The sequence below is a fragment of the Pseudoalteromonas aliena genome (assembly GCF_038155085.1).
GTDB classification, from domain to species: Bacteria; Pseudomonadota; Gammaproteobacteria; order Enterobacterales; family Alteromonadaceae; genus Pseudoalteromonas; species Pseudoalteromonas aliena_A.
Window position 1 is genome coordinate 84,510 of record NZ_JBAKAU010000005.1, and the last position, 23,889, is coordinate 108,398.

Below are 23,889 nucleotides of genomic sequence, written 5' to 3' on the forward strand. Positions count from 1 at the left end.
ACAAAACTTCATGATATTATCTACATAGATGTAGTTAAAAAGATAAATTTTATAAAAATGAAGTATCTTAAATCTTTATTGTATAGCTTACCTGCTTTGTGTTTTTTGTTTAGCTCTGTGAGTTTTGCATCAAAAGCAGATCCTGATTGGGATGCATTTGTAAAAAAGTACGGCCGTTATGCGCAAAAAAAATTAAAAAGTAAAGGTATACCAGGCGCTGCACTTTCGATTGTAAATACAAACAACTCAGACTACATCCACACAATGGGTGTAACTAAAATCCGAAAGGGACAAAAAGTTAATAATCATACTCGGTTTAGACTTGCGTCTGTTTCTAAAACATTTGCAGGTTCGTTATCAGCTAAATTAGCTAGTGATGGTTTACTTGAATTAGACAAAGCTGTTAGCGAATACATAACTGATTTTAAAGGGACTGTTTATCAAGATGATTTAAAGGTGTTTCATCTTTTAAGCCATTCAAGCGGGTTAGTGCCTAATGCATACGATAATTTAATTGAGTCTCGTATGGATTACCCCGGAATTGTCGAAAAGTTACTTAGCGTTAAACCTATTTGTAAACCAGGTGAGTGCTATGGCTATCAAAACGTAATGTTTAGCCTCATAGGTGATGTAATATTGCAAAGCAGCAGTAAAAGTTACGGACAGTGGTTACGAGAAGCTATTTTTGAGCCTTTAAAAATGAGTGATGCCAGCTTAGGTTTTGAATCTATGGTTCAGGATGAAAATTACGCATTACCACACGTGCGCGGTACAAAACGTTGGTATAGCGCGGAGCTTAAAAAGAATTATTATAAAGTGGGACCTGCAGCGGGTGTAAACGCCAGCGCAAGTGACATGGCCATTTGGTTAAAAGCCCAGCTAGGTCAATACTCTGATGTTTTGTCATTGGATACTCTCGCAAAGCAAACACGTCCTTATACACATACAAAAAAAGAAATGCATCGCAGAGTGTGGAAAAAACACCTTAATGAGGCTTATTACGGGCTAGGTTGGCGGGTTTATAATTACGCCGATGAAACGCTTTATTATCATAGTGGCTGGGTGCAAGGATATAGAAGCGATGTGGTTGTATTTCCACACTTAGATGTTGGTTTTAGTTTAATCATTAATGCTGAAACCGGCGTAATAAATGAATTAACGACTGAATTTATCGACAGGCTATTAGAGTATAAGCGAGGTAAAAAAATATGAATAAAATAATATTAGCAGTCGCTTTTTTAGCCATGTCATTTAATTGTAGTTTGGTATTTGCCGCACCTGACGAAGTATATTTGTTTCGTCATAGCGAAAAGTTAACGGGTAAAAACCCAGCGCTCTCAGAAGAAGGGAAGGCACGTGCAAATAATTTAGTTGCTTTGTTTAAAGAGCATCAAAATATACATCTTTTTAGCAGCAACTATAAACGCACGTTGCAAACAGCCGCACCTTTGCAGCCACATTTTAATACCAAAATAAATGTGTATAACGCAGGTGGGCTAAGTGATTTAAAAATGAGTTACTCAAACTAAAGGGTGTAGTTGTTATTGGGCACAGTAATACGACGCCGTAACTGGCCGAGCTACTTTCGAATGAAAAAGAGTTAGCGATGAGTGAAATAGAGTTTTCCCACTATTATAAATTAGAAAAAACTCACAATGATCTTTTTAATATGTATAAAGTTCGAAGATTATCAATGAGATTCTAATGAAGATTAAGTTAGTCCGCGGGTAAAATTAATTCATACACATAACAGTTATATTGAATCAGTGTGATCCAATATAGAAATAAGCTCTAAATATTTGCGTACTAAAAAGTTAATTTATTGTTTTATCCGTTTATTTGGTTGTATTTTTACTTGTTTAATCATATTTTCTTTAACTTGAAGAACCTCAACGGGATAGCCTGCAATACGTAAACTAAGGTTGGCATCGGGGATATCTTCTAAATACTCCACAATTAGACCACTTAGGGTTTTAGGGCCATCAAGAGGGAAATCCCAGCCCATTTCTTTGTTTAAGTCACGTACGTTTGCGCCACCGTCAACAATGTATGAACCATCGCTTTGGGTTGTTATTTCTTCGCTTGGGGTACGGGTTTGCGTTGTTGTAAAATCGCCAACTACTTCTTCTAAGATGTCTTCTAGAGTAACAAGACCTTGAATATCACCGTATTCATCTACCACTAAGCCTATTCGTTCTTTAGATTGTTGGAATTTCAAAAGCTGTGTATTTAGCGATGTTCCTTCAGGTATAAAGTAAATCTCGCGTACAGCCCTTAGTAATGAAGGCTTATCAAATTGTTCTTTAGTAAGTAGGCGAAGGGCATCTCGTGAATGAATAAAGCCCACGGCATCGTCTATATTATCGCGATATAATAGTACTCGTGTATGTTGGGCGTGAGTAAGCTGGCGGCTAATTAGTTTCCAATCATCATTAATATCAATAGCCACAATTTCATTTCGTGGGATCATGATATCTTCAACCGTTACCTGCTCTAAATCTAAAATTGAGGTCAGCATACTTTGGTGGCGAGCTGGTAATAGAGCTCCAGATTCACTTACCACTGTTTTCAGCTCTTCTTTACTCATGCTGTGCTGATCTATCTGCGCTGCACTAATACCAAATAATCGCAATATACCATTTGTCATCCAGTTCACAATAACAACAAAAGGGAAAAGTATTTTGAGTAACCCTTTTAGTATTATTGAGCTAGGGAAAGCAACTTTTTCAGGGTAAAGAGCGGCAAGGGTCTTAGGTGTTACTTCAGCAAATATGAGCACAACTAAAGTTAATACGCCTGTAGCTATAGCAATACCAAGATCGCCATAAAGGCGAATACCTATAATAGTAGCAACCTGTGCCGCAGCTATATTAACAAGGTTATTACCGATTAAGATTAAACCAATGAGTCTATCTGGACGGCTAAGTAATTTACTAACTCGTTTAGCTGCACGATGCTCCTCTTTTGCGAGGTGGCGCAGGCGTATACGATTGATTGACATGATTCCGGTTTCTGAACCAGAAAAATAAGCAGAAAAAAGCACCAGAAAACCTAAAATGATAAATAGGGTACTTGTCGATATGTCGTCCAACGATGGATCCTTTTCTTATAAATCAATGCGTATTAAGCTAGAGTGAGTAAGCAGAGTCAAGTTAAAACTTATTTAGTATTACTTCTTGTATGAAACGGCTGCCAAAATAAGCAAGTGTGAGGACAAATGCAGCGACCATGATCGTAACAACTACGGGTTTACCACGCCAGCCTTTTTTCATGTGGCCAAGTGCTACAACAGCAAAAATAGCCCATGCAACTAACGATAAAATGGTTTTATGAATAAACTCTTTAGCAAACATACCATCAAGAAATACAAACCCAGATAGTAATGCAAATGTAAGCAAGATAGTGCCCAAATTAAGAAGTTGATAAAGCTGGCGCTCTACAACCATTAAAGGTGGAAGGTGGCTGTGTACAATTGCTAAATCTTTACGTTTAAGACGTTTATCAATAAAGTAAAATTGTACACCATATAAAGTAGCAATAATCAAAATACAGTAAGCGAGTAACGATAATGAAATATGTGTCACTAAACCAATTTCAACATTAATACTTTGCAGCATAATATGATGCGGAATAAACAAACTGGCAATTGTTAAAAGTGCACCAAAGCCATATACAACCGGTAGTAACAACGTAGCTGGGAATTTTAACGACACCGCGGTTACCGAAACAACAATCACCCAGCATGTTAATAAGGCAACATTAACAATACTTAAATCTTGTCCATCGGACCTAAACACAGAGTTAACTAGCAGTAGCATATGCGCCACTATAGCGACGGTGCTTAAAATAACCGTTACTTTTTGGCTAGGGCCTTGTTTATGAAATAGGCGTGAAAGCACGTGGGACGTTGCTAACACATAAAATAAACTAGCAATAATAGTTAAACTAATAATCAGCATTGTGCTTGGGCCACTTAATTTGAGACAAAATAATCCTTGTTGTTATTTATGCATTGTATTTTATAGCAAAGCAAATGAATAGACCTTAAAAAAAGAAACTCAATAAGCTGCACTTGAAGGCTGTATTGTCCAGCACCATTTACGGTATACTACTTTTAATTAAAATTTAATAAATCAGTCTTTGTTAATTTAAAAATTAAATTAACAGTAAATCTAAATGGATTGATATAAACGTCTTATCGGAACCGTTACATGTTTGAGAATCTCCAAGAACGATTAGGTAAAACCTTAAAAAATATCAGTGGCCGCGGCCGTCTGACTGAAGACAACATAAAAGATACTCTTCGCGAAGTACGTATGGCTTTTTTAGAAGCCGATGTGGCACTGCCTGTTGTTCGTGAGTTTGTAAAACAAGTTAAAGAACGAGCTGTGGGTGTTGAGGTTACTAAAAGCCTAAGCCCTGGCCAAGTATTTATAAAAATAGTACGTGAAGAACTTGAGAAGGCGATGGGTGAGGCTAACGAAGAGCTAAGCCTAAATGCACAACCGCCAGCAGTAGTCATGATGGCCGGCTTACAAGGTGCGGGTAAAACCACCAGTGTAGCTAAACTTGCTAAATTTTTAAAAGAGCGAAAAAAGAAATCAGTACTTGTAGTAAGTGCCGATGTTTACCGCCCTGCAGCGATTAAGCAGCTAGAAACACTTGCAACTGAGGTTGATGTAGATTTTTTCCCAAGTGACATTTCGCAAAAGCCAGTTGAGATTGCAACTGCTGCAATTTCGCATGCTAAAAAGAAATTTATTGATGTAGTGCTTGTTGATACCGCAGGTCGCTTGCATGTTGATAACGACATGATGGATGAAATTAAAGACCTTCATAAAGCGATTAACCCGATTGAAACCTTATTTGTAGTTGATGCAATGACAGGTCAAGATGCGGCTAATACAGCAAAAGCATTTGATGAAGCCCTGCCACTTACTGGTGTGATTTTAACAAAAACTGATGGTGATGCGCGTGGTGGTGCTGCCTTGTCTATTCGCCACATCACAGGTAAACCTATTAAATTCATGGGTGTAGGTGAGCGCACTGACGCACTTGAGCCTTTTCACCCGGATCGTATCGCGTCACGTATTTTAGGAATGGGTGACGTACTTTCATTGATCGAAGAAGTCGAGATGAAAGTAGATAAGGAGCAAGCAGCCAAAGTTGCTGAAAAAGTATTTAAAGGAACAGGCTTTACCCTTGATGATTTTGCTGATCAACTTAAGCAAATGAAAAATATGGGTGGCATGATGTCAATGCTGGATAAACTGCCTGGTATGTCAAACTTACCAGATGCGGTTAAAGGCCAGATGGGTGATAAAACATTTATTCAAATGGAAGCTATTATCAGTTCAATGACTAAAAAGGAGCGTGCTCGCCCTGAAATCATTAAAGGCTCACGTAAAAAACGTATTGCGGCTGGCTCTGGTACTCAGGTGCAAGAGATTAATAAGTTGCTAAAACAATTTACGCAAATGCAAAAAATGATGAAAAAAATGAAAGGTAAAGGCGGCATGCAAAAAATGATGCGCGGTATGAAAGGTATGTTACCACCTGGAATGATGGGCGGCGGTGGCCCTAAGTTTTAATTAGTGATGTCTAACTAATTTTGAATTCGTGAAAAAGTATACAATTAAGGGGTAAAGAGCTCCTTAATTGTTGAATAATTTATGCGCTTGAGAGTAAACAAACTTTAATTTCCTGCTTAGATCACACTTTAACCTACTAAACTGCTTTTTAAAGTCACTTCTTGCTTGCATTGTTGCTAAAAACTCGTACAATTCCCCAGCTCCCCATTCTGGGGGGTAAATCTTATTAATGAAAACAGTCAATCTTTATAGAGGACGGTATGGTAACTATTCGTTTGCAACGTGGTGGCGCTAAAAAACGCCCTTTCTATCAAATTGTGGTTGCGGATAGCCGTTTCTCGCGTGACGGTCGCTTCATCGAGAAAGTAGGCTTTTTTAACCCAATTGCTTCAGGTCAAGAAGAAAAACTTCGTTTAGATTTACCACGTGTTGAACACTGGGTAGGTCAAGGCGCAGGTCTTTCAGATCGTGTAGCTAAGTTAGTAAAAGACGCTCGTAAAGCGGCTTAATAGGCGTAAGTGTAACCATGAGTCAAGAGAACACCTCATCAATAATTGTCGTAGGAAAGCTCGGTGCCCCATATGGTATAAAGGGCTGGCTTAAGGTACATTCATTTACTGATGATCCCGTAGGGATCTTCGATTTCAGCCCGTGGTTGATAGGGCAGCAAGGTAAATGGCAGTCCTTAGAAGTGGTCGACTGGCGTCGCCACAACAAAGGCTTTATCGCTAAATTTGCGCAGATAAACGACCGAGACGAAGCAATGGCTTATACCCATGCTGAAATTTCAATGGACGCAGCGCAATTACCAGAACTTCCGCAAGGCGAGTTCTATTGGCGAGATCTCATTGGCATGTCTGTTGTGACTGATAAAGGTTATAATTTAGGCACGGTTGATGACCTTATGGAGACAGGATCAAATGATGTACTTGTTGTGAAAGCAAACAGTAAAGATGCATTTGGTCAGGCAGAGCGTTTAATTCCTTTTTTAACTGATACAGTTATTAAAGAAGTTAAATACGATGCAAGAGAAATTACCGTAGACTGGGATCCTGGGTTTTAATGACACAAACTAGTTCATTATGGGTAGGGGTGATAAGCCTTTTTCCTGACATGTTTGATGCTATTACAGTTCAAGGCGTGACCGGTCGCGCAGTTAAAAATGGTTTAATTGATTTTAATTGCTGGAATCCACGTGACTATGCTTTAGATAAACATAGAACCGTAGATGACCGTCCTTACGGGGGCGGTCCAGGCATGCTAATGATGGTTGAGCCATTAAAAAAAGCGATTACCGAAGCCAAACAGGCAGCTGGTGATGGCGCTAAAGTAATTTATATGTCCCCACAAGGGCGCAAACTTGATCAGCAGGGCGCTAGCGAGCTCGCTAACTCTAATAAACTGATTTTGATTGCCGGTCGCTATGAAGGTATAGATGAGAGAATAATAGAATCATATGTTGACGAAGAATGGTCAATTGGTGATTTTATTTTGAGTGGTGGTGAACTACCAGCCATGACATTAATTGACGCAGTAGCGCGATTAGTGCCAGGTGTATTAGGTCATAACCAGTCAGCAGAACAAGATTCATTTTCGGATGGCTTGTTAGATTGTCCGCACTATACACGACCAGAAACATTGGACGACAAACAGGTTCCTTCTGTATTACTCAGTGGAAACCACCAAGAGATAGCAAAATGGCGGCTTAAGCAGTCATTAGGTAGAACTTGGTTACGACGTCCTGACTTGTTGCATAACCTAGCTCTGACTGAGGAGCAAGCGGTATTACTCGCACAATTTCAGCAAGAGTACCAAAAAGCTTGTGGCTAGAAGACAGTTACACCTAGGAAAGTGAGAAACATAATGGCAAAAGTAAACCAAAATATTATTAAAGCGCTTGAAGATGAGCAGCTTAAAACAGACGTACCTGCGTTCGGCCCTGGTGATACAGTGGTTGTACAGGTAAAAGTAAAAGAAGGTGCTAAAGAGCGTCTACAGGCCTTTGAAGGTGTTGTAATCGCTAAGCGTAATCGTGGTCTTCACTCAGCATTTACTGTTCGTAAAATTTCGAGCGGTGAAGGTGTTGAGCGTGTATTCCAAACGCATAGCCCTCTTATTGATAGCGTAACAGTTAAGCGTCGCGGTGCAGTTCGTCGTGCTAAGCTTTACTATCTACGTGAGCGTTCTGGTAAATCTGCACGTATTAGAGAAAAACTTAACTAATACGCGCTGTTTATCAACGCAAAAAAACGGGTTGCATCCTTCGGGCTGCAACCCGTTTTGGTTTTTGGAATAATCTTCAGCGTTCACCTTCATTATAGACCCCCAGCCGCAGTAAAATTTTAGTATTAGCCTTTTCTCAGTTAAGTGTTCCTGTTAGTATTTATCGTATTAATTAGTTTACTTTTTTGTAAAATTAAATTTACGATATTGGCTTTAAGGTGAAATGAACGTGGCAGACATTAGCGATTTAGCACAGTTAAGAGATGGTATAGACGAGTGCGACGCACAGCTGGTTGCTTTACTAGCTAAACGTAACAGCATTACGCAAAAAATTGGCGAAGTAAAACAGCAAATTGGTGCGCCCTTACATGCCCCCGAGCGTGAATCCGCACTGCTAGCAGCAAGACGACAAGAAGCTATTAAGCAAAATGTAAGCCCAGATCTAGTTGAAGATATACTAAGACGCATGATGCGTGAGGCTTATCAAAATCAGCAAGCAAAACTTGCTTGTGCTGCACCAGAGCTTTCACCTATTGTTATTGTGGGCGGCCAAGGCGCAATGGGACAGTTATTTGCGCGGCAGTTTATTCGCTCTGGCTACGAAGTTAAAATTTTAGATAAAGATCAGCAAGACGAGGCGCTAAGTATTTTAAAAGGTGCCAAACTTGTCATGGTAAGTGTGCCTATTAATGCACTAGATTCGGTAGTCGCTAAATTGCCTAAACTTGATGAGGATTGCTTGCTTGTAGATATAACTTCAGTGAAGCAATTACCTATTAAAGCATTAAAAGCGGCGCATAGTGGGCCGGTAGTTGGCTTACATCCAATGTTTGGTCCTGATATTTCTCACTGGGTAAAACAAACAGTTGTTGTATGTGAGGGGCGAGATCACTTAGCTGCTCAAGGATTATTAAAGCAACTACAAGTATGGGGATGCCAGCTAGTTGAACTTGATGCTAAAAAGCACGATGAAGCAATGCAAATTATTCAAGTTATGCGCCATTTAACAACATTTGTTTATGGGCAGTTTTTAGCGAAGCAAAGCCATACACTAGAAGAACTACGCAGCTGCTCATCGCCTATATACCAGTTGGAGCTGATGATGGTGGGACGTTTGTTTGCGCAATCACCGGAGCTTTACTCAGATATTATGTTAGCGCAGTTTGATGATGTAGAAAGCTTGTTAGCACAGTACCAAGATACTTTCGCTGAAACGCTTGAAAAGTTAAAGGCGGGTGATAAAACTGCACTTATAGATGCATTTGCTGATGCAAAATCTTATTTTTCAGACTCTACAGCACATTTTTTAACGCAAAGCCGAAGCTTATTAAATAAAGCGAATGACGCTAAAGTACTCGACTAACGTTTATAATTTGATTGTATGAACTAAAAAAGGGCCTAATCTGGCCCTTTTTTAGTTATAAAACGAGAGGCTAAGTGTTAACGCTAACTGCTTGTAATGTCTCGCTTTGATAGCAACCTAGAACGCGTACATATTGCGTGTATTCTTTAAGTTCTTCTAACGCATCTTTTACTTGGCTATCATCTAAGTTTGCCTCTAAATCAACATAAAACACTTCTTCCCACGGATTGCCTGGAGTAGGGCGTGATTCAAGTTTTACTAAGTTAATTTGATGCTGTTTAAAAACCATTAAAGCATCGGCTAGTGAGCCCGCTTGCTGTTTTGTCGACATGATCAAGCTAGTTTTAGTTGGAATTTGGTTAGACACTTGTAGGGGCTTACGTGCAACAACAATAAAGCGACTATGGTTTTCGCTTTGATTGGCAAGGTTTGCCTTAATAACCTCAAGCCCTACGTTTTTCCCCGCTTGTGCAGAGCCAATTGCAGCACTATTTGATGTAGTCAGAGCTGATTGTAGTGCGCTTGATGTTGAGTCACATGTTTCATGTTGTAAGTCACCTAAGCCTTGTAAAAAACGGCTACATTGGGCAAATGGTTGTGGGTGGGCAAATATTTTTGTCAGTTGATTAAGTTCCGTTTCAGGAGTTGCAAGTAAGCAATGCTCTACACTGTGAGTTACCTCTCCAACAATAGACACTTGTGCGTGCTGCAATAAGTCAAACACCTCATTAATACTACCCGAGCTGGTGTTTTCAATCGGTAACAAACCAAAATCAGCTTGACCGTTTTCTACTTTTCCTGTGATCTCATCAAATGATGTACAACCGATTTCGATAAGTTTACCGGGGCGGCGGCTAAAGTACTTATGGCATGCCAACTGACTGTATGAACCTTGACCACCTAAGTAGGTTACGCGATGAGTTTCTGTTAGTGCATCAGGGTTGAGGTTTTTTTGTAGCATTGCTTGTTGATGTAAAACAGAGTCTTCTAAAATAGTCTGAAAAACATTATTTACATAGTAAGCATCTAAACCTAGTGATTTACCGTAACCAATTAGCTTCTCCAATAGGGCGAGCTCGCGGGCTTCATCGCGTATAGGCTTATTGTTAGCAATTTTGTACTCAACCACACCATGGCTGATACGGCGGCGTTTTGCTAATAACACGAGTAAATCGGAGTCTATTTCATTTATGTCGTATCTTAGGGCATTTAATACATCAGTTGTCATTTTGGTATCCTCATTCCAAAAGTAAGCTGTTATTACACAGCAAAAACAAAAAAGCCTCCCGGTTGGGAGGCTTTACTATTCGATTGATTTTATCTCACAAACAGGTAAGCCTCTTCTATATAAAGAAGCTAAAAAACGAAAAAAAAGTGCGAGAGATAAATATATACATATGGTTAATGTATGGAGAGTTGTTAGTAATGTCAACAAAGATAATATTCTAAATAATCCCTAAGTGTTATTTATGCAGGTATGAGTAATTTTTATAGAAAGTTTACAAATAATTTATAAATATGTATGAGGATCTGATATATTTCTTTAACTGGTTCAAATAATAACAATTATTAATAATTAAGGTTGACCTGTGGTTTACAGACGCCCCCCATCGCGTTTTGGATTAAATTCTTTAAGTGTAAAACTTTCATTGCTTATATCTGCTATTTGTTTAATAGCAGGAGTGTGTGCGGCTACCTTGATGCTCAAATCAGAAGAGAAGCAACTTGTTTTCGAAGAGCATGATGTTTTAAAAAGTTCTACTGATTTATTAGTGAAGCAGTTTAATGAGCGGATTAAAACTAAAATAAATATTGCTCAGCAAGCCAATAGCGTGGTGGCGGAGCAGCTTTTTTCGAAACAATCATCAATTACGATTAAAAATAAAGTCATGTTAAGCTTTAATGCTGATGGAAGCATACGAAGTGCATCTGCAGATGGTTTGTCAGCAGCATATTTACCAAAAGAAAATTATTCCCCCTTTTATAAACAGCTATTTAATGACTCAGAATCCCTGTGGAGAATTATAGCACCTACGTTAATAAATGATTTCTTTAATTTTTACCTTATTACAAAAGATAACTTCATTCGAATAGCACCACCTAATTGGGCATTAAATACTCCTGCCGGATATGAATTTAAGAGCGGTTCCAGTTTTAGTTATTCAAAAGAGGGAATGGACTTAATTCGAAAGCCAAAATGGTCAAAAGTCTATTTTGATAAAGTATGGCATAAGTGGGTAATTAGCTTACTAGTGCCTCTTTATGTAGATAATGAGCTATTGGGTGTAACTGGCAATGATATAGCCTTGAGTTCACTAATATCTCACTTACCAGTAGGAGATAAAGAAAAGCATTTATTAGTATTTAATAGTAAAGGGCAATTATTGGCTCATCCTGATATTAATAGCAACTTATTAATAAGCTATGGGAATGAAGGCAAGGCTCTTGATACAAAAAGTTTTGTTAATGATGAATTACAATCAATTATTAATGCAGCAATAAAAATGCATTTACCAGAATATTCCAATACATTTGAACAAGATGATGAAGAGCATATTATAAACATTCGAAAAATTGATGATTTAGATTGGTATATTGGTGTTTATAAGAAGCGCTCATCGACGTTATCTGCTTTAAGAGATTTAAAGCTAAAGTTTTTCGGATTGTTTGTTCTTTATGCGATATTAGTGGCTCTTTTATTACATCAAGCTCTATATCAATTAGTACTGCGCAGACTTCATACTCTAGTTTATGCAGTTACTAGCTTTGGTAAAGGTCACCTACAAATAGAATTTCCGCCAATAAACAAAGACGAAATTGGGGCATTGAATGGATCATTCAGAGATATGGCCGTGGAAATTCGAAAACTTATAAATGGTCTTAATCAACGTATTACAGAAAAAGAAATTGCAGAAAAAGCTGCAAATAGATTATCCAAAGCTGTAGCCTTCTCCGGTACGGCGGTTGTTATAACCGATGAAAACTTTGTTATTGAGTATGTAAATCCAAAAATGTTAGAAATGACAGGTTACCCGAATAGTCACTTTAATCGGGCACCTTTATTAAGCATTATAGCGTCAGAAATGGCTATTTTAATTGAAGATATAGATATAGATTTGCGAAGCCGCAATTATTGGCGCGGTGATACCCTTATTCAAGGAAATAATAAGCAGGCTATTTGGGTATCTTTAAGTGTTTCACCAATTCGTGAACTAGATGGAGAAATCACTAGCTATGTAGCCTCAGCACAAGATATTTCTTTCATAAAAGAAAGCCAACGCAAAATGGAGCAGCTTGCCTACTTCGATACTCTTACGGGCTTAGCAAATAGAACATTCTTTAGAATGCAACTACGGAAGTCTATGGCTCTTGCAGAGCGTGGACATTATGCGTTTGCACTGTTTTACTTTGATTTAGACGAATTTAAGCGCATTAATGACACCCTCGGGCATGATGCCGGCGATCAGTTGTTAATTGAAGTAGCAAACAGGCTTAAAAAGCGTCTAAGAGCTGAAGATACGATTGCGCGTTTAGGTGGTGATGAGTTTGCAGTATTATTGAGTGGTATAGAAAGTCAAGAGCACGCAAGCGATGTTGCAAATATAATCCAAAAGACACTTAATGCACCAATTAAATTAGGAAATAATGAAGTAATCGTAAGTGCAAGTATTGGCATTACAATGGCCCCTTGCGATAGTCTTGAGGAGGATCAGTTATTAAAGCATGCTGACTTAGCAATGTATGAGGCAAAGGCTAAAGGACGTAATACATTTCACTTTTACAGCCAAGAGCTAAATGCGGCTGCTAATGAACGCTTATTTATTGAGAGTGAGTTGCGTGTAGCGCTAAAAGAAAAACAGTTTGTAATTCATTATCAGCCCCAAATTAATAGTCTTAATAATCATGTGGTTGGATTTGAGGCATTATTGAGATGGTACCATCCAACTGAAGGATTAATTCCTCCAGACAAATTTATTCCTATTGCTGAGGCGACAGGACTAATCGTTGAGCTCGGTGAGTGGGTACTTCAGGAGTCCTGCGAATTTGTAGTACGATTAACAGAGCAAGGTTGTGAAAATAATATATCAATAAACTTGTCAGCTCGTCAGTTCAAAGATTCAAATTTAGTATCTACACTTAGCAAAATGATAATTAAATCGGGTATATCAGCAAAACGTCTTCATTTGGAGTTAACCGAAAGTATGTTAATGGGAAATGTAGAAGCTGCCATTATTCAACTTCATGAACTTAAGGCTTTGGGCATATCAATTTCGATAGATGATTTTGGTACAGGTTATTCATCACTGAGTTATTTGAAACGATTTCCTGTAGATATATTGAAAATTGACCGTTCGTTTGTAAAGGATATTCCAGAGGATACAAATGACATGGAAATTACAGCTGCAATCATTGCGATGGCACAAAAATTAAAGCTAGACGTTGTAGCTGAAGGTGTAGAAACGAGAGAGCAAATACAGTTTTTGCAAAACAATAATTGCTTTATTGTGCAAGGTTATTATTTTAGTCCTCCTATACCAGAACATGATTTACCAAATCTATATGAGCGATTAAACAAGTACTCTAATAGTGAAATAATAAATAGTTAATAAAACTGCGGGTTAACCACCCGCAATCTTTACTTTAAATTTAAGACTTTCTAAAATAACTTTTAGTTTTTCGCGGTCATCGCCTTGCACTTCTATTATGCTTTCTTTAACAGCTCCACCTTGGCCCATTTTACCTTTAATTGTTTTAGCCAGCTTCTTTAAATCGTGATCTTTTGGGTTGATACCAATAATTAGCATCACACCTTTCCCTTTGCGGCCTTTTGTTTGACGCTCAATACGAATAAAACCATCTTTAAAAAGTTTAGCTTCTAATTCTCTTTCTGGCTTTACTTGGTCAATCCGACCAGTACTTGTTGAATATACTAAGTGATTATCACTCATATCTTACCCTATATAGATAAAAATGAATTAAACATAGAGGTAAATGATAGCAAATTTGCTGTGGTGTGTTTTTCTTTTTGCTAAATATTTTTAACAGGTTATATTTAACACAAAGGAAATATTTTTGGAGTTTAATATGAGCTTAACGAAGACTGAATCAGCAGATGGGACGACTTTAACAATACAGATTAAAGGAAAGTTTGACTTTAATTTAGTGCAAAATTTTCGACATGCTTATGCTCAGATGGACGAAAAAACCGTAAAAGTTATCATAGATTTAAGAGAAACTGATTATATGGATAGCTCTGCGTTAGGCATGCTACTCAATATGAAAAAAACAATCGAAGGTCAAGTACAAGCAATCGAAATAAGTAACTGTCAACCACAACTTAGAAAAATTCTACAAATTTCACGTTTTGATAAAAAGTTTGATATTAGTTAATGATACATGTGTTAATCGTGGATGATCAGGCGCTCAATCGCATTTTACTAAGTAAAATGCTTGAGCAAGAGGGTTATAAAATATCATTGGCTTATAATGGGCTAGATGCGCTTAATGTGCTTAAAAGAAATCAAATAGACGTTGTTTTGCTCGATGTTTTAATGCCTGTAATGGATGGTTTTGAAACGGCTGAAAAAGTAAAGCAGTTATATAATGAAATTTATTTACCGATTATTTTTATAACCTCTTTAGAAGATCAAGCAAGCTTTGAGCGCTGCCTTACAGTAGGTGGTGATGACTTTATTCATAAACCATTTGAGAAAGTTATTCTGCAAGCAAAAATTAAAGCACATATTCGCACCAGAGAACTGAGCAAAAAATCAAATCAACAAAAAAAGCTGCTTGAATATCATCACAATCAAATTGAACGTGAACACGAAATAATTGAGCATATCTTCAATAACTCACTAGAAAACCAGGGTAAATTTAAAGAGTACTTAGATTTTAATTTATCGCCAGCATCTATGTTTAATGGAGATATGTTTTTAGTAGCGCAAAGCCCAATCGGTAATTTGTATTGCATGTTGGGTGACTTTACTGGACACGGTTTAGCCGCTGCTATTGGTGCATTACCAGTTTCTCGTGTTTTTTACACTATGGTACAAAAGGGTATGGCGATTAACGATATTGCTAGTGAGTTAAATACCTTGTTGTATAATTTATTACCTGGACATATGTTTTGCGCTGCAACCATTATAGAGCTTAGCGCATCAGGTAAAAGTATTTCTGCATGGATGGGCGGTCTACCAGATGCATACCTTATAGATAAAGACGGAAATGTAAGACGAACTTTAGAATCGCAGCATATGGCGCTTGGAATTTTAGATGAACAAGAATTTGAGTATGAAGTGATTCATTTTGAAACAAATAGTAATACACGCCTAGTATTAGCAACAGACGGTATTATAGAAACAGCAAACAAAGAAGATACTTTTTTTGGGGAAGAGCGTTTTTTACAAACCTTAAAAAGTAAATCGATGATTAGTAGTGAAGACATAGTTGCTGACGTTACTAAGTTTGCTGATGGTACTAAACAGCAAGACGATTTAAGTATTGTTTTACTAAACTGCCTGCCCTTAGTCCCAGAGGAACAAGAGCGAGAAGCATTTTCTACTTTAGCTTTTAATTTATCTTTGAGTTTAAATTCTGAACAAATAAAAAAAACAGATCCCGTCTACGACGTTGTTAATATTTTAAGTAGTGTCGAGGGGTTAAATACCCATCGTTCCAATATATTCTTACTGTTGTCTGAGGCTTATAACAATGCGCTTGATCACGGTGTATTAGGACTTAACTCAGAAATTAAAAAACAAGAAGACGGCTTTTTTCGGTATTACGAGTTGAGAGAGGCAGCCCTTGCTAAACTTACAGATGCCATGATTATTATTGATATGCGCTATTGCCCCGACACGCTCAGTTTATATTTCATTATTTGCGATTCAGGCCGAGGGTTCAGTGGTAAGCACGATGAGCTGGCAAAGGTTAATAATGAATTTGGTAGAGGGGTGTCTTTATTAGAAGAAATAGCCGAAAAAGTTACCTATAACGCCAGTGGTAACCAAGTTGAAATGTGCTACAAGTTGAGCTAGCTCTGTAAAAATATCCATGCTATTATTCCCGAAACTCTAGATGTATGGATGGCCAAATGATTTCTTCTTACTTAAAACAAGCACAACTTAGTGCTAATCCAACTTTGATTTCAACAGAGCTTGAAAAGCTTGACCTACATTTAGCAAGCACTACTTTGCCTGATGTTTGTTGGGAGTATCAAATACCTGAGCTTGGCGAGGGTGGTGCATGTAGTTTATTTGGTTACTTACAAGATGAGCCATTCAAATTAACTGACTACATTAAAAATGATGAGCAAACACAGTTCAAGCTAGCTAATTTACAAAGTATTGTGAGCTACATTGAGCAGCAAACAAGTGTTGATTGGTATGGTATTTATCAATCAACTAATACTAGTGAAGGTAAGCAACTATTAAAATTGGCTTATCATGGTGCGCCTAGTCGTCCGTTATTCCCTTTAACGCAGGCATTTGCGGCTGGTAGTAATAACGTACAGGTTGCGCTATCTCACGAGGGCCGTATTATTAATAACGTTGAAAAATACTTATCACAAGGTGGTGAATACTACACATGCGATCCTAAAGTTAAATCAGAAACCTGCTTACCTTTATTTAATACACAAAATGAATGTGTTGGTATTGTAGATGCAGAAGCCTTTAAAAATGATTTTTTTGATGAAAAGACGCTTGCCGTTTTAATTGCATGTTGTATTAAAATTCCTCACTTTCTAGTGTAAATAACGCTAGTCAACATGATGTGCTTTTATGTTAAGCTTAGCTTAACAGCTAACCCCTAAATAACGATAAGAGATAGCCAATGTTCTCAGTATTAAAACCATTACCTACAGATCCTATTCTTGGCCTTATGGCGGCCTATAAACAAGATACAAACCCTAATAAAATTGATTTAGGTGTAGGTGTCTACAAAGATGAGCAAGGCAATACACCGGTTCTTAAAGCGGTTAAAAAAGCTGAAGCGTTTCGTCTTGAAAACGAAATGAGCAAATCTTACATTGGTTTAGCGGGTAACTTAGATTACTGCCAAAAGATGGAGCAGTTATTACTAGGTGAACACCAAGCATTGTTAGCCAATCGCGTACGTACCGCACAAGCGCCAGGTGGTACGGGTGCGCTTCGTGTTGCAGCTGAATTTATTAAGCGTTGTAATGCCGATGCAACAGTATGGGTAACTAACCCAACATGGGCAAACCATATTAGCTTGTTTGAAGCTGCAGGCTTAACAGTAAAAGAATACCCGTATTACGATTACGAAAATAAAGACTTACTGTTTGATGAAATGATCAACACACTTAAGCAAGTGCCTAAAGGTGATGTGGTTTTAGTACATGCATGTTGTCATAACCCAAGCGGTATGGATTTAAACGAAACACAGTGGAACACAGTTGCCGAACTTGCAAAAGAAGTTGGCTTTACACCACTTGTTGATATTGCATACCAAGGCTTTGGCGCTTCACTTGAAGAAGATGCACGTGGCTTACGTATCTTAGCCGATGCAGTAGAAGAGCTAATTATTTGTTCTTCATGTTCTAAAAACTTTGGTTTATACCGCGAGCGTATTGGTGCCTGTTCATTAATTGCAAAAGACAGCGCAACAGCAGATATTTCAAACTCTGTAATGCTAAGCGTTGTACGTAGTATTTACTCAATGCCGCCAGCACATGGTGCCGATATTGTTAATACTATTTTAAGCAGTACAGAGCTTACACAATTATGGCACTGTGAGCTTGATGAGATGCGTAGCCGCATAAATGGCTTGCGTAGCTTAATTAAAGAAAGCTTAGCAACTAAAGATATTGCACAAGACTTCTCATTTATTGAACGTCAAAACGGTATGTTTTCTTTCTTAGGTATTAATAAAGAGCAAATTGCTCGCCTACAAAAAGAATATGGTATTTACATCGTTGGCTCTAGCCGTGTAAATGTTGCAGGTGTTAGTCAGTCAAATATTGAATACTTTTCAAATGCTGTAGCGGCAGTTTGTAAATAAACGCAGTTAACGAAGAAAAACCGCACTAGCGAGACATTGTGCGGTTTTTTGTATGATTAATAATTAACTATAGTATTTTTCACACGCTTCTAATGTATTTTCAATTAAGCTTGCAACAGTCATTGGGCCAACGCCACCAGGGACTGGTGTAATAAAGTCCGCTTTTTTCTCAGCTACACTATACTGTACGTCACCGACTAATTTCCCTGTATCTAAACGGTTAATACCAACATCGATAACGATTGCACCTTCTTTTACCCAATCCCCAGGTATAAATTCAGGTTTACCTACAGCTACCACTAATAAGTCAGCTCGGCGAACATGTGTTTCTAAGTCTTGAGTAAACTTATGGCATACTGTAGTTGTGCAGCCTGCTAATAAAAGCTCTAACGACATTGGGCGACCAACAATATTAGAAGCACCAACAACAACAGCGTGCATGCCTTTATAACGAACACCCGTTGAATCGAGTAATGTAATAATTCCTTTTGGTGTACACGGGCGAAGTGCAGGCATTCGTTGTGCAAGACGGCCAATATTATAAGGATGGAAGCCATCAACATCTTTATGAGGCGTGATGCGTTCTAAAATTTTTTCAGCGTCAAGCCCTTGTGGTAATGGTAACTGTACTAAGATGCCATCTACTTCATTATCTGTATTTAGTTTATCAATTAAATCTAAAAGTGCTTGCTCAGTCGTGTCTACAGGTAAATCAAACGATTTAGAAACGAAACCAACTTCTTCACAGGCTTTGCGTTTTGAGCCAACATAAACTTGGCTAGCAGGATCTAGTCCTACAAGCACCACAGCAAGTCCTGGCGCCCGTAAACCATTTTTAACACGTTCTGATACACGCTCTGCTACTGCATTACGTACTTGTTTTGCGATTGCTTTACCATCAATGATGTTTGCCGTCATGGGTGACCTTTAATTGGGGTTAGATTAACTTGATTTTGATACTCTAAAAAATGAATGCATAAAATAGGGGTAACAATGCAGTAAAGAAACATGTTCTTCAATATATTCATTTTTATATAATTGTTATTTTCGCAGAAAAGAACTAAAGCGCCAAGTTGCTTTTAAACTATAAAGCATTAGAACCATGAAAAGAGTTTAAATTTTAGCCCTGCGTTGTAATATTTAACCAGAATGAGCTAAAAATAAGCAGTTGATTGGTTTTATTAAAAAAACGTTTGACCTAACCCCGTCAAATTACTATTATGCACCCCGTTGTCAACGAGGTCATTCGTTAACAATAGTAAGCATCGGCGATTAGCGCAGTTTGGTAGCGCACTTGGTTTGGGTCCAAGGGGTCGCAGGTTCAAATCCTGCATCGCCGACCACTTTTTAAAGTAAGCTTATTTGTACGCTATGAAGTTTTCGATGCGCCCATAGCTCAGCTGGATAGAGCAACGCCCTTCTAAGGCGTGGGTCGAAGGTTCGAATCCTTCTGGGCGCACCATGTTGAAAATATGTATTTAGCGGTGATTGTAGCTCAGTTGGTAGAGCCCCGGATTGTGATTCCGGTTGTCGTGGGTTCGAGCCCCATCAGTCACCCCAATTACATGAATATCGGCGATTAGCGCAGTTTGGTAGCGCACTTGGTTTGGGTCCAAGGGGTCGCAGGTTCAAATCCTGCATCGCCGACCATTTTCTTATAAATGGTCTTAAATTCAAAGTTTAAGTATTCAAAAGTTATTTATCGGCGATTAGCGCAGTTTGGTAGCGCACTTGGTTTGGGTCCAAGGGGTCGCAGGTTCAAATCCTGCATCGCCGACCACTTTTCGAGTCAAATAACGAAAAGTAGAGTTATATCTTTCCTATCTTATTAAAATCCATTATATATTAAAATTATTAGCATCTATTTATCTAAGTAAATTGGTTAGTTTGTTTTTTGTTCGGTTGATTGCATTCAGGGTCAATCTAAGCTAAATAATTGCCCCCCAGACTCGACTCTCATGATTATTAGGTTATAATGCCGCGTCTATTGTTTAACATAGTGCCCGAAGGGCAAAGCAGCAATGGTGTCTCATGGTAGCGACGGATGCTTTTAAGTGTGAAAAACCGCTTAAACTTTATCAAGACTCATGCAGAACACTTTGTTTGTAAAGGAAGGCGAACAGTCGCCAAAATTGAATATTGAGGTAAATCATGCAAGTTTCTGTTGAGACGACCCAAGGCCTTGAGCGCCGTATAACTATCACCGTTCCTTCAGAGAACGTTGAGACCGAAGTAAAAAAACGCCTACAACAACTGTCAAAAACACAGCGTATAGATGGTTTCCGTGCTGGTAAAGTTCCAGTATCTGTAATTAACAAGCGTTTTGGCCCTGCAGTTCGTCAAGAAGTTGCTGGCGAAGTAATGCAACGTAATTACATTGAAGCAATCGTTTCTGAAAAAATCAACCCAGCTGGCGCGCCTACATTCGCTCCTAAATCACTTGAAGCAGGTAAAGATTTAGAATTCTCAGCAACGTTTGAAGTTTACCCTGAAGTTGAAGTTCAAGGTTTAGATAAAATTGCTGTAGAAAAACCAGCAGTTACAGTAACTGACGAAGATTTAGCAAACATGCTAGAAACACTTCGTAAACAACACGCTTCTTGGGCTGATGTTGATACAGCTGCTGGCGAAAACGACCGTGTAACTGTTGATTTCGTAGGTACTATCGACGGTGAAGTATTTGAAGGCGGTAAAGCTGAAGACTTCCCATTAGAACTTGGCCAAGGTCGTATGATCCCAGGTTTTGAAGATAACATCGTAGGTAAAAAAGCAGGCGAAGAAGTAGTTGCTGATGTAACTTTCCCTGATGACTACCACGCTGAAAACCTTAAAGGTAAAGCGGCTCAATTCACTATCACAGTGAAAAAAGTTGAAGCGCAAGAGTTACCTGAATTAAGCGAAGAGTTTGCAACTAAATTCGGTGTTACCGAAGGCGGCGTAGACGCGCTTAAAGAAGAAGTTAAAAAGAATATGACACGTGAGCTTGACCAAGCGGTTAAAGCTAACGTGAAAGACCAAGCAATTAAAGGTCTTTTAGAAAACAACGAAATTGAAGTTCCAAAAGCACTTGTTGATCAAGAAGTTGATGCACTACGTCAGCAAGCTGCTCAACGTTTTGGCGGCGATGCTAAAAACATGCCTGAGCTTCCAGCTGAATTGTTCCATGAGCAAGCCGTAACTCGCGTTAAAACAGGCCTTTTATTAGGTGAAGTGATCAAAGTTAACGACATCAAAGTTGATGATGCTAAAGTTGAAGCACTAATTGCAACAGTAGCGTCTGCATACGAAGATCCAACTGAAGTAGTAGAATACTACAAAGGTAATGATCAACTTATGCAGCAAATGCGTAATGTAGCAATGGAAGAGCAAGCTGTTGAAGCTATTTTAGCTAAAGCGAAAGTTTCTGACGTTGAAAAAGCATTTGATGACATCATGAATCCACAGCAAGGTGCTTAATAAGTCATTGACTTAAGCTCTCGCTAACGATTAAATGGCTCGTGTTACTCTGTCTATACAGCGTGCCCGGGCCATTTTAGTTTTTGGCTCTTAATTTGCGGAAAACGATAACTATGCTTCCTTATAATAAGGATAAGTATAAGCGCATAAGGAATTAAATAAGTATGAATACTGGTATTACAGATCCCCTAAATGCATTGGTCCCAATGGTTGTTGAACAAACACCAAAAGGCGAACGCTCGTATGATATTTATTCGAGATTATTAAAAGAGCGTATTATCTTTTTAACAGGTCAAGTTGAAGACAACATGGCAAATCTAATTTTAGCGCAAATGCTATTTTTAGAATCAGAGAACCCTGATAAAGATATCTTTTTATATATCAACTCACCAGGTGGTTCAGTAACTGCGGGTATGGCTATTTACGACACAATGAACTTTATCAAACCAGATGTAAGTACAATATGTGTAGGTCAAGCTGCAAGCATGGGGGCTTTTTTACTTACTGCCGGCGCTAAAGGTAAGCGTTTTTGCTTACCAAACTCACGTGTGATGATTCACCAACCATTAGGTGGTTTCCAAGGTCAAGCATCTGACTTTGAAATACACGCTAAAGAAATTCTGTCTATTAAAGATAAGCTTAACCGCTTAATGGCTGATCACACAGGCCAACCATTGGATATTATCTCTAAAGATACAGATCGTGATAACTTCATGAGTGCTTCGCAAGCTGTAGACTACGGCTTAGTAGACTCTGTGTTTACAAATCGCGACAAAAAGTAAGCGTTTGGTAAGCAGGACTGCCTGTTTACCACTTTGAGTTACTATGCGAAAACCAATAAATTTTGGTATAGTTAAAGCGTATTGAAATAGCCGCCAACAGTTTTGGTGGCCAACGTAATAAAATGAGGTAGCTGAATGTCTGACACTCCTACAGACGGCGACAAAAGTAATAAATTGTTATACTGCTCTTTTTGTGGCAAAAGCCAACATGAAGTGCGTAAATTAATTGCAGGCCCTTCAGTATACGTTTGTGATGAATGTGTAGAGTTGTGTAACGATATTATCAGGGAAGAGATCAAAGACATTGCTCCCAAGCATGATACGTCTGACAAACTACCTGTACCAAAAGAAATTCGTAACCATTTAGACGATTATGTTATTGGTCAAGATCATGCTAAAAAAGTATTGTCTGTTGCCGTTTATAACCATTATAAACGCCTACGTAACCAATCGACTAAGCAAGATATTGAATTAAGTAAAAGTAATATTTTGCTTATCGGCCCAACTGGTAGTGGTAAAACATTACTGGCAGAAACATTAGCGCGCCTACTTGACGTGCCGTTTACTATGGCCGATGCCACTACATTAACTGAAGCAGGTTATGTAGGTGAAGATGTTGAAAACATCATTCAAAAGCTTTTACAAAAGTGCGATTACGATGTTGAAAAAGCCCAGCGCGGTATTGTCTACATCGATGAAATTGATAAGATTTCTCGTAAATCAGACAATCCTTCAATTACGCGTGACGTATCAGGCGAGGGCGTTCAACAGGCGCTACTTAAACTGATTGAAGGCACTGTTGCTTCTGTTCCACCGCAAGGTGGTCGTAAACATCCACAGCAAGAGTTTTTACAAGTAGATACATCTAAAATCTTGTTTATTTGTGGTGGTGCATTTGCAGGCCTAGATAAAGTAATTGAGCAACGTAGCCATAAGAACACCGGTATTGGTTTTGGCGTTAACGTAAAAGAGTCTGCGGCGAGCCGTTCTTTAAGTGATACATTTAAAGACGTAGAGCCAGAAGATTTAGTTAAATACGGCTTAATTCCTGAGTTTATAGGCCGTTTGCCGGTTGTTGCTACGCTAACTGAACTTGATGAAGCAGCGCTTGTGCAAATATTGAGTGAACCTAAAAACGCGATTACTAAACAATTTTCAGTATTGTTTGATATGGAAGACGTTGAACTTGAGTTTCGCGATGATGCTTTAGCTGCAATTGCTCACAAAGCAATGGAGCGTAAAACAGGCGCACGTGGTCTTCGTTCAATTGTTGAAGGTGTATTACTCGATACTATGTACGAACTTCCTTCAATGGATAATGTAAGCAAAGTGGTTATTGATGAAACCGTTATTAAAGGTGAGTCAGACCCAATCTTGATTTATGAAAATAATAAACAAGATAAAGCTTCATCAGAATAGTTTTTAAGCTATTTGAATAGAAAAGGAG

20 protein-coding genes, 5 tRNA genes and 1 pseudogene are annotated in these 23,889 nt (G+C 38.4%); 21 read left to right on the plus strand and 5 right to left on the minus strand.

Features of this window, described 5'->3' with window-relative positions:
- Positions 1-57: 57 nt before the first annotated feature.
- Positions 58-1,212 carry a serine hydrolase domain-containing protein gene (locus V6260_RS07050; RefSeq protein WP_341593347.1) on the plus strand — a complete coding sequence of 385 codons (1,155 nt, stop codon included), beginning with the start codon at positions 58-60 and terminating at the stop codon, positions 1,210-1,212.
- Positions 1,209-1,705 (plus strand): annotated as a pseudogene (locus tag V6260_RS07055) (SixA phosphatase family protein). The gene V6260_RS07050 and the pseudogene V6260_RS07055 overlap by 4 nt, the downstream one beginning before the upstream one ends.
- 114 nt (positions 1,706-1,819) lie before the next feature.
- Here the strand turns inward: V6260_RS07055 and V6260_RS07060 are convergent.
- Together V6260_RS07060 and V6260_RS07065 are read right to left on the minus strand one after the other, a co-directional pair.
- Positions 1,820-3,091, minus strand: coding sequence for an HlyC/CorC family transporter (locus V6260_RS07060; protein ID WP_341593349.1), 1,272 nt, complete (start codon positions 3,089-3,091; stop codon positions 1,820-1,822).
- Positions 3,092-3,152: 61 nt separating this feature from the next.
- The gene (locus V6260_RS07065; RefSeq protein ID WP_341593350.1) at positions 3,153-3,959 is read right to left on the minus strand and encodes a cytochrome C assembly family protein; all 807 of its coding nucleotides are present in this window, start codon (positions 3,957-3,959) and stop codon (positions 3,153-3,155) included.
- Positions 3,960-4,211: 252 nt separating this feature from the next.
- Between V6260_RS07065 and ffh the strand changes: the two genes are divergently transcribed.
- The 6 genes from ffh (at position 4,212) to tyrA (ending at position 9,177) form a co-directional block, all read left to right on the plus strand.
- Positions 4,212-5,591 carry a signal recognition particle protein gene (gene ffh, locus V6260_RS07070; RefSeq protein WP_341593351.1) on the plus strand — a complete coding sequence of 460 codons (1,380 nt, stop codon included), beginning with the start codon at positions 4,212-4,214 and terminating at the stop codon, positions 5,589-5,591.
- Positions 5,592-5,851: 260 nt separating this feature from the next.
- Positions 5,852-6,100 (plus strand): 30S ribosomal protein S16, encoded by a 249-nt coding sequence (rpsP, locus tag V6260_RS07075; RefSeq protein WP_341593352.1) that lies wholly within the window; start codon positions 5,852-5,854, stop codon positions 6,098-6,100.
- 17 nt (positions 6,101-6,117) lie between these two features.
- Positions 6,118-6,654 (plus strand): ribosome maturation factor RimM, encoded by a 537-nt coding sequence (gene rimM / locus V6260_RS07080; protein WP_341593353.1) that lies wholly within the window; start codon positions 6,118-6,120, stop codon positions 6,652-6,654.
- Positions 6,654-7,421 carry a tRNA (guanosine(37)-N1)-methyltransferase TrmD gene (gene trmD / locus V6260_RS07085; protein WP_341593355.1) on the plus strand — a complete coding sequence of 256 codons (768 nt, stop codon included), beginning with the start codon at positions 6,654-6,656 and terminating at the stop codon, positions 7,419-7,421. Before rimM ends, trmD begins: the two co-directional genes overlap by 1 nt.
- 33 nt (positions 7,422-7,454) lie before the next feature.
- Positions 7,455-7,814, plus strand: a complete 360-nt coding sequence (gene rplS / locus V6260_RS07090) for a 50S ribosomal protein L19 (RefSeq protein WP_341593356.1) — start codon at positions 7,455-7,457, stop codon at positions 7,812-7,814.
- Positions 7,815-8,043: 229 nt separating this feature from the next.
- Complete coding sequence (tyrA, locus tag V6260_RS07095) at positions 8,044-9,177, plus strand: bifunctional chorismate mutase/prephenate dehydrogenase (protein WP_341593357.1); 1,134 nt, start codon at positions 8,044-8,046, stop codon at positions 9,175-9,177.
- A gap of 70 nt (positions 9,178-9,247) precedes the next feature.
- Here tyrA and V6260_RS07100 read toward each other — a convergent pair whose 3' ends face one another.
- Entirely contained in the window at positions 9,248-10,405 is a 1,158-nt protein-coding gene (locus tag V6260_RS07100; protein WP_341593358.1) for a chorismate mutase, read from the minus strand.
- 361 nt (positions 10,406-10,766) lie between these two features.
- On the opposite strand from V6260_RS07100, the gene V6260_RS07105 reads away from it, so the two are divergent.
- Positions 10,767-13,784, plus strand: coding sequence for an EAL domain-containing protein (locus V6260_RS07105; protein WP_341593360.1), 3,018 nt, complete (start codon positions 10,767-10,769; stop codon positions 13,782-13,784).
- A gap of 12 nt (positions 13,785-13,796) precedes the next feature.
- On the opposite strand, the gene V6260_RS07110 is transcribed toward V6260_RS07105, so the two are convergent.
- Positions 13,797-14,126 carry a stress response translation initiation inhibitor YciH gene (locus V6260_RS07110; protein WP_341593362.1) on the minus strand — a complete coding sequence of 110 codons (330 nt, stop codon included), beginning with the start codon at positions 14,124-14,126 and terminating at the stop codon, positions 13,797-13,799.
- A 136-nt stretch (positions 14,127-14,262) separates the two neighbouring features.
- Here V6260_RS07110 and V6260_RS07115 point away from each other — a divergent pair, with 136 nt between their 5' ends.
- From V6260_RS07115 to V6260_RS07130, 4 genes are all read left to right on the plus strand, one after another.
- On the plus strand, positions 14,263-14,568 hold the full coding sequence (locus V6260_RS07115) for an STAS domain-containing protein (RefSeq protein WP_341593363.1): 306 nt from the start codon (positions 14,263-14,265) through the stop codon (positions 14,566-14,568).
- Positions 14,568-16,217, plus strand: a complete 1,650-nt coding sequence (locus tag V6260_RS07120; protein ID WP_341593364.1) for a SpoIIE family protein phosphatase — start codon at positions 14,568-14,570, stop codon at positions 16,215-16,217. Before V6260_RS07115 ends, V6260_RS07120 begins: the two co-directional genes overlap by 1 nt.
- 56 nt (positions 16,218-16,273) lie before the next feature.
- Positions 16,274-16,933: a GAF domain-containing protein gene (locus tag V6260_RS07125; protein ID WP_341593365.1), complete on the plus strand. Its 660-nt coding sequence runs from the start codon at positions 16,274-16,276 to the stop codon at positions 16,931-16,933.
- Positions 16,934-17,013: 80 nt separating this feature from the next.
- Positions 17,014-18,204, plus strand: a complete 1,191-nt coding sequence (locus tag V6260_RS07130) for an amino acid aminotransferase (protein WP_341593366.1) — start codon at positions 17,014-17,016, stop codon at positions 18,202-18,204.
- A gap of 63 nt (positions 18,205-18,267) precedes the next feature.
- Here V6260_RS07130 and folD read toward each other — a convergent pair whose 3' ends face one another.
- Positions 18,268-19,122 (minus strand): bifunctional methylenetetrahydrofolate dehydrogenase/methenyltetrahydrofolate cyclohydrolase FolD, encoded by an 855-nt coding sequence (gene folD / locus V6260_RS07135; RefSeq protein ID WP_341593367.1) that lies wholly within the window; start codon positions 19,120-19,122, stop codon positions 18,268-18,270.
- Positions 19,123-19,470: 348 nt separating this feature from the next.
- Between folD and V6260_RS07140 the strand changes: the two genes are divergently transcribed.
- From V6260_RS07140 to clpX, 8 genes are all read left to right on the plus strand, one after another.
- Positions 19,471-19,547, plus strand: a tRNA-Pro gene (locus V6260_RS07140).
- 42 nt (positions 19,548-19,589) lie between these two features.
- Positions 19,590-19,666: transfer RNA gene (locus tag V6260_RS07145), tRNA-Arg, on the plus strand.
- 22 nt (positions 19,667-19,688) lie between these two features.
- Positions 19,689-19,764, plus strand: a tRNA-His gene (locus V6260_RS07150).
- A gap of 13 nt (positions 19,765-19,777) precedes the next feature.
- Positions 19,778-19,854, plus strand: a tRNA-Pro gene (locus V6260_RS07155).
- A gap of 53 nt (positions 19,855-19,907) precedes the next feature.
- Positions 19,908-19,984, plus strand: a tRNA-Pro gene (locus V6260_RS07160).
- A gap of 371 nt (positions 19,985-20,355) precedes the next feature.
- A complete protein-coding gene (gene tig, locus V6260_RS07165) occupies positions 20,356-21,660 on the plus strand; it encodes a trigger factor (protein WP_341593368.1) in 1,305 nt (434 codons plus the stop codon).
- Positions 21,661-21,824: 164 nt separating this feature from the next.
- Positions 21,825-22,442, plus strand: coding sequence for an ATP-dependent Clp endopeptidase proteolytic subunit ClpP (gene clpP, locus V6260_RS07170; protein ID WP_341593369.1), 618 nt, complete (start codon positions 21,825-21,827; stop codon positions 22,440-22,442).
- A 135-nt stretch (positions 22,443-22,577) separates the two neighbouring features.
- A complete protein-coding gene (gene clpX, locus V6260_RS07175) occupies positions 22,578-23,861 on the plus strand; it encodes an ATP-dependent protease ATP-binding subunit ClpX (protein ID WP_341593371.1) in 1,284 nt (427 codons plus the stop codon).
- The last annotated feature ends 28 nt before the right edge of the window (positions 23,862-23,889 follow it).

What these genes read in the sequence shown, in the direction of transcription:
- V6260_RS07050 (WP_341593347.1), top strand. Translation starts at nt 58, where the DNA reads ATGAAGTATCTTAAATCTTTATTGTATAGCTTACCTGCTTTGTGTTTT.
- V6260_RS07065 (WP_341593350.1), bottom strand. Translation starts at nt 3,959, where the DNA reads ATGCTGATTATTAGTTTAACTATTATTGCTAGTTTATTTTATGTGTTA.
- ffh (WP_341593351.1), top strand. Translation starts at nt 4,212, where the DNA reads ATGTTTGAGAATCTCCAAGAACGATTAGGTAAAACCTTAAAAAATATC.
- rpsP (WP_341593352.1), top strand. Translation starts at nt 5,852, where the DNA reads ATGGTAACTATTCGTTTGCAACGTGGTGGCGCTAAAAAACGCCCTTTC.
- rimM (WP_341593353.1), top strand. Translation starts at nt 6,118, where the DNA reads ATGAGTCAAGAGAACACCTCATCAATAATTGTCGTAGGAAAGCTCGGT.
- trmD (WP_341593355.1), top strand. Translation starts at nt 6,654, where the DNA reads ATGACACAAACTAGTTCATTATGGGTAGGGGTGATAAGCCTTTTTCCT.
- rplS (WP_341593356.1), top strand. Translation starts at nt 7,455, where the DNA reads ATGGCAAAAGTAAACCAAAATATTATTAAAGCGCTTGAAGATGAGCAG.
- V6260_RS07100 (WP_341593358.1), bottom strand. Translation starts at nt 10,405, where the DNA reads ATGACAACTGATGTATTAAATGCCCTAAGATACGACATAAATGAAATA.
- V6260_RS07110 (WP_341593362.1), bottom strand. Translation starts at nt 14,126, where the DNA reads ATGAGTGATAATCACTTAGTATATTCAACAAGTACTGGTCGGATTGAC.
- V6260_RS07115 (WP_341593363.1), top strand. Translation starts at nt 14,263, where the DNA reads ATGAGCTTAACGAAGACTGAATCAGCAGATGGGACGACTTTAACAATA.
- V6260_RS07120 (WP_341593364.1), top strand. Translation starts at nt 14,568, where the DNA reads ATGATACATGTGTTAATCGTGGATGATCAGGCGCTCAATCGCATTTTA.
- V6260_RS07125 (WP_341593365.1), top strand. Translation starts at nt 16,274, where the DNA reads ATGATTTCTTCTTACTTAAAACAAGCACAACTTAGTGCTAATCCAACT.
- V6260_RS07130 (WP_341593366.1), top strand. Translation starts at nt 17,014, where the DNA reads ATGTTCTCAGTATTAAAACCATTACCTACAGATCCTATTCTTGGCCTT.
- folD (WP_341593367.1), bottom strand. Translation starts at nt 19,122, where the DNA reads ATGACGGCAAACATCATTGATGGTAAAGCAATCGCAAAACAAGTACGT.
- tig (WP_341593368.1), top strand. Translation starts at nt 20,356, where the DNA reads ATGCAAGTTTCTGTTGAGACGACCCAAGGCCTTGAGCGCCGTATAACT.
- clpP (WP_341593369.1), top strand. Translation starts at nt 21,825, where the DNA reads ATGAATACTGGTATTACAGATCCCCTAAATGCATTGGTCCCAATGGTT.
- clpX (WP_341593371.1), top strand. Translation starts at nt 22,578, where the DNA reads ATGTCTGACACTCCTACAGACGGCGACAAAAGTAATAAATTGTTATAC.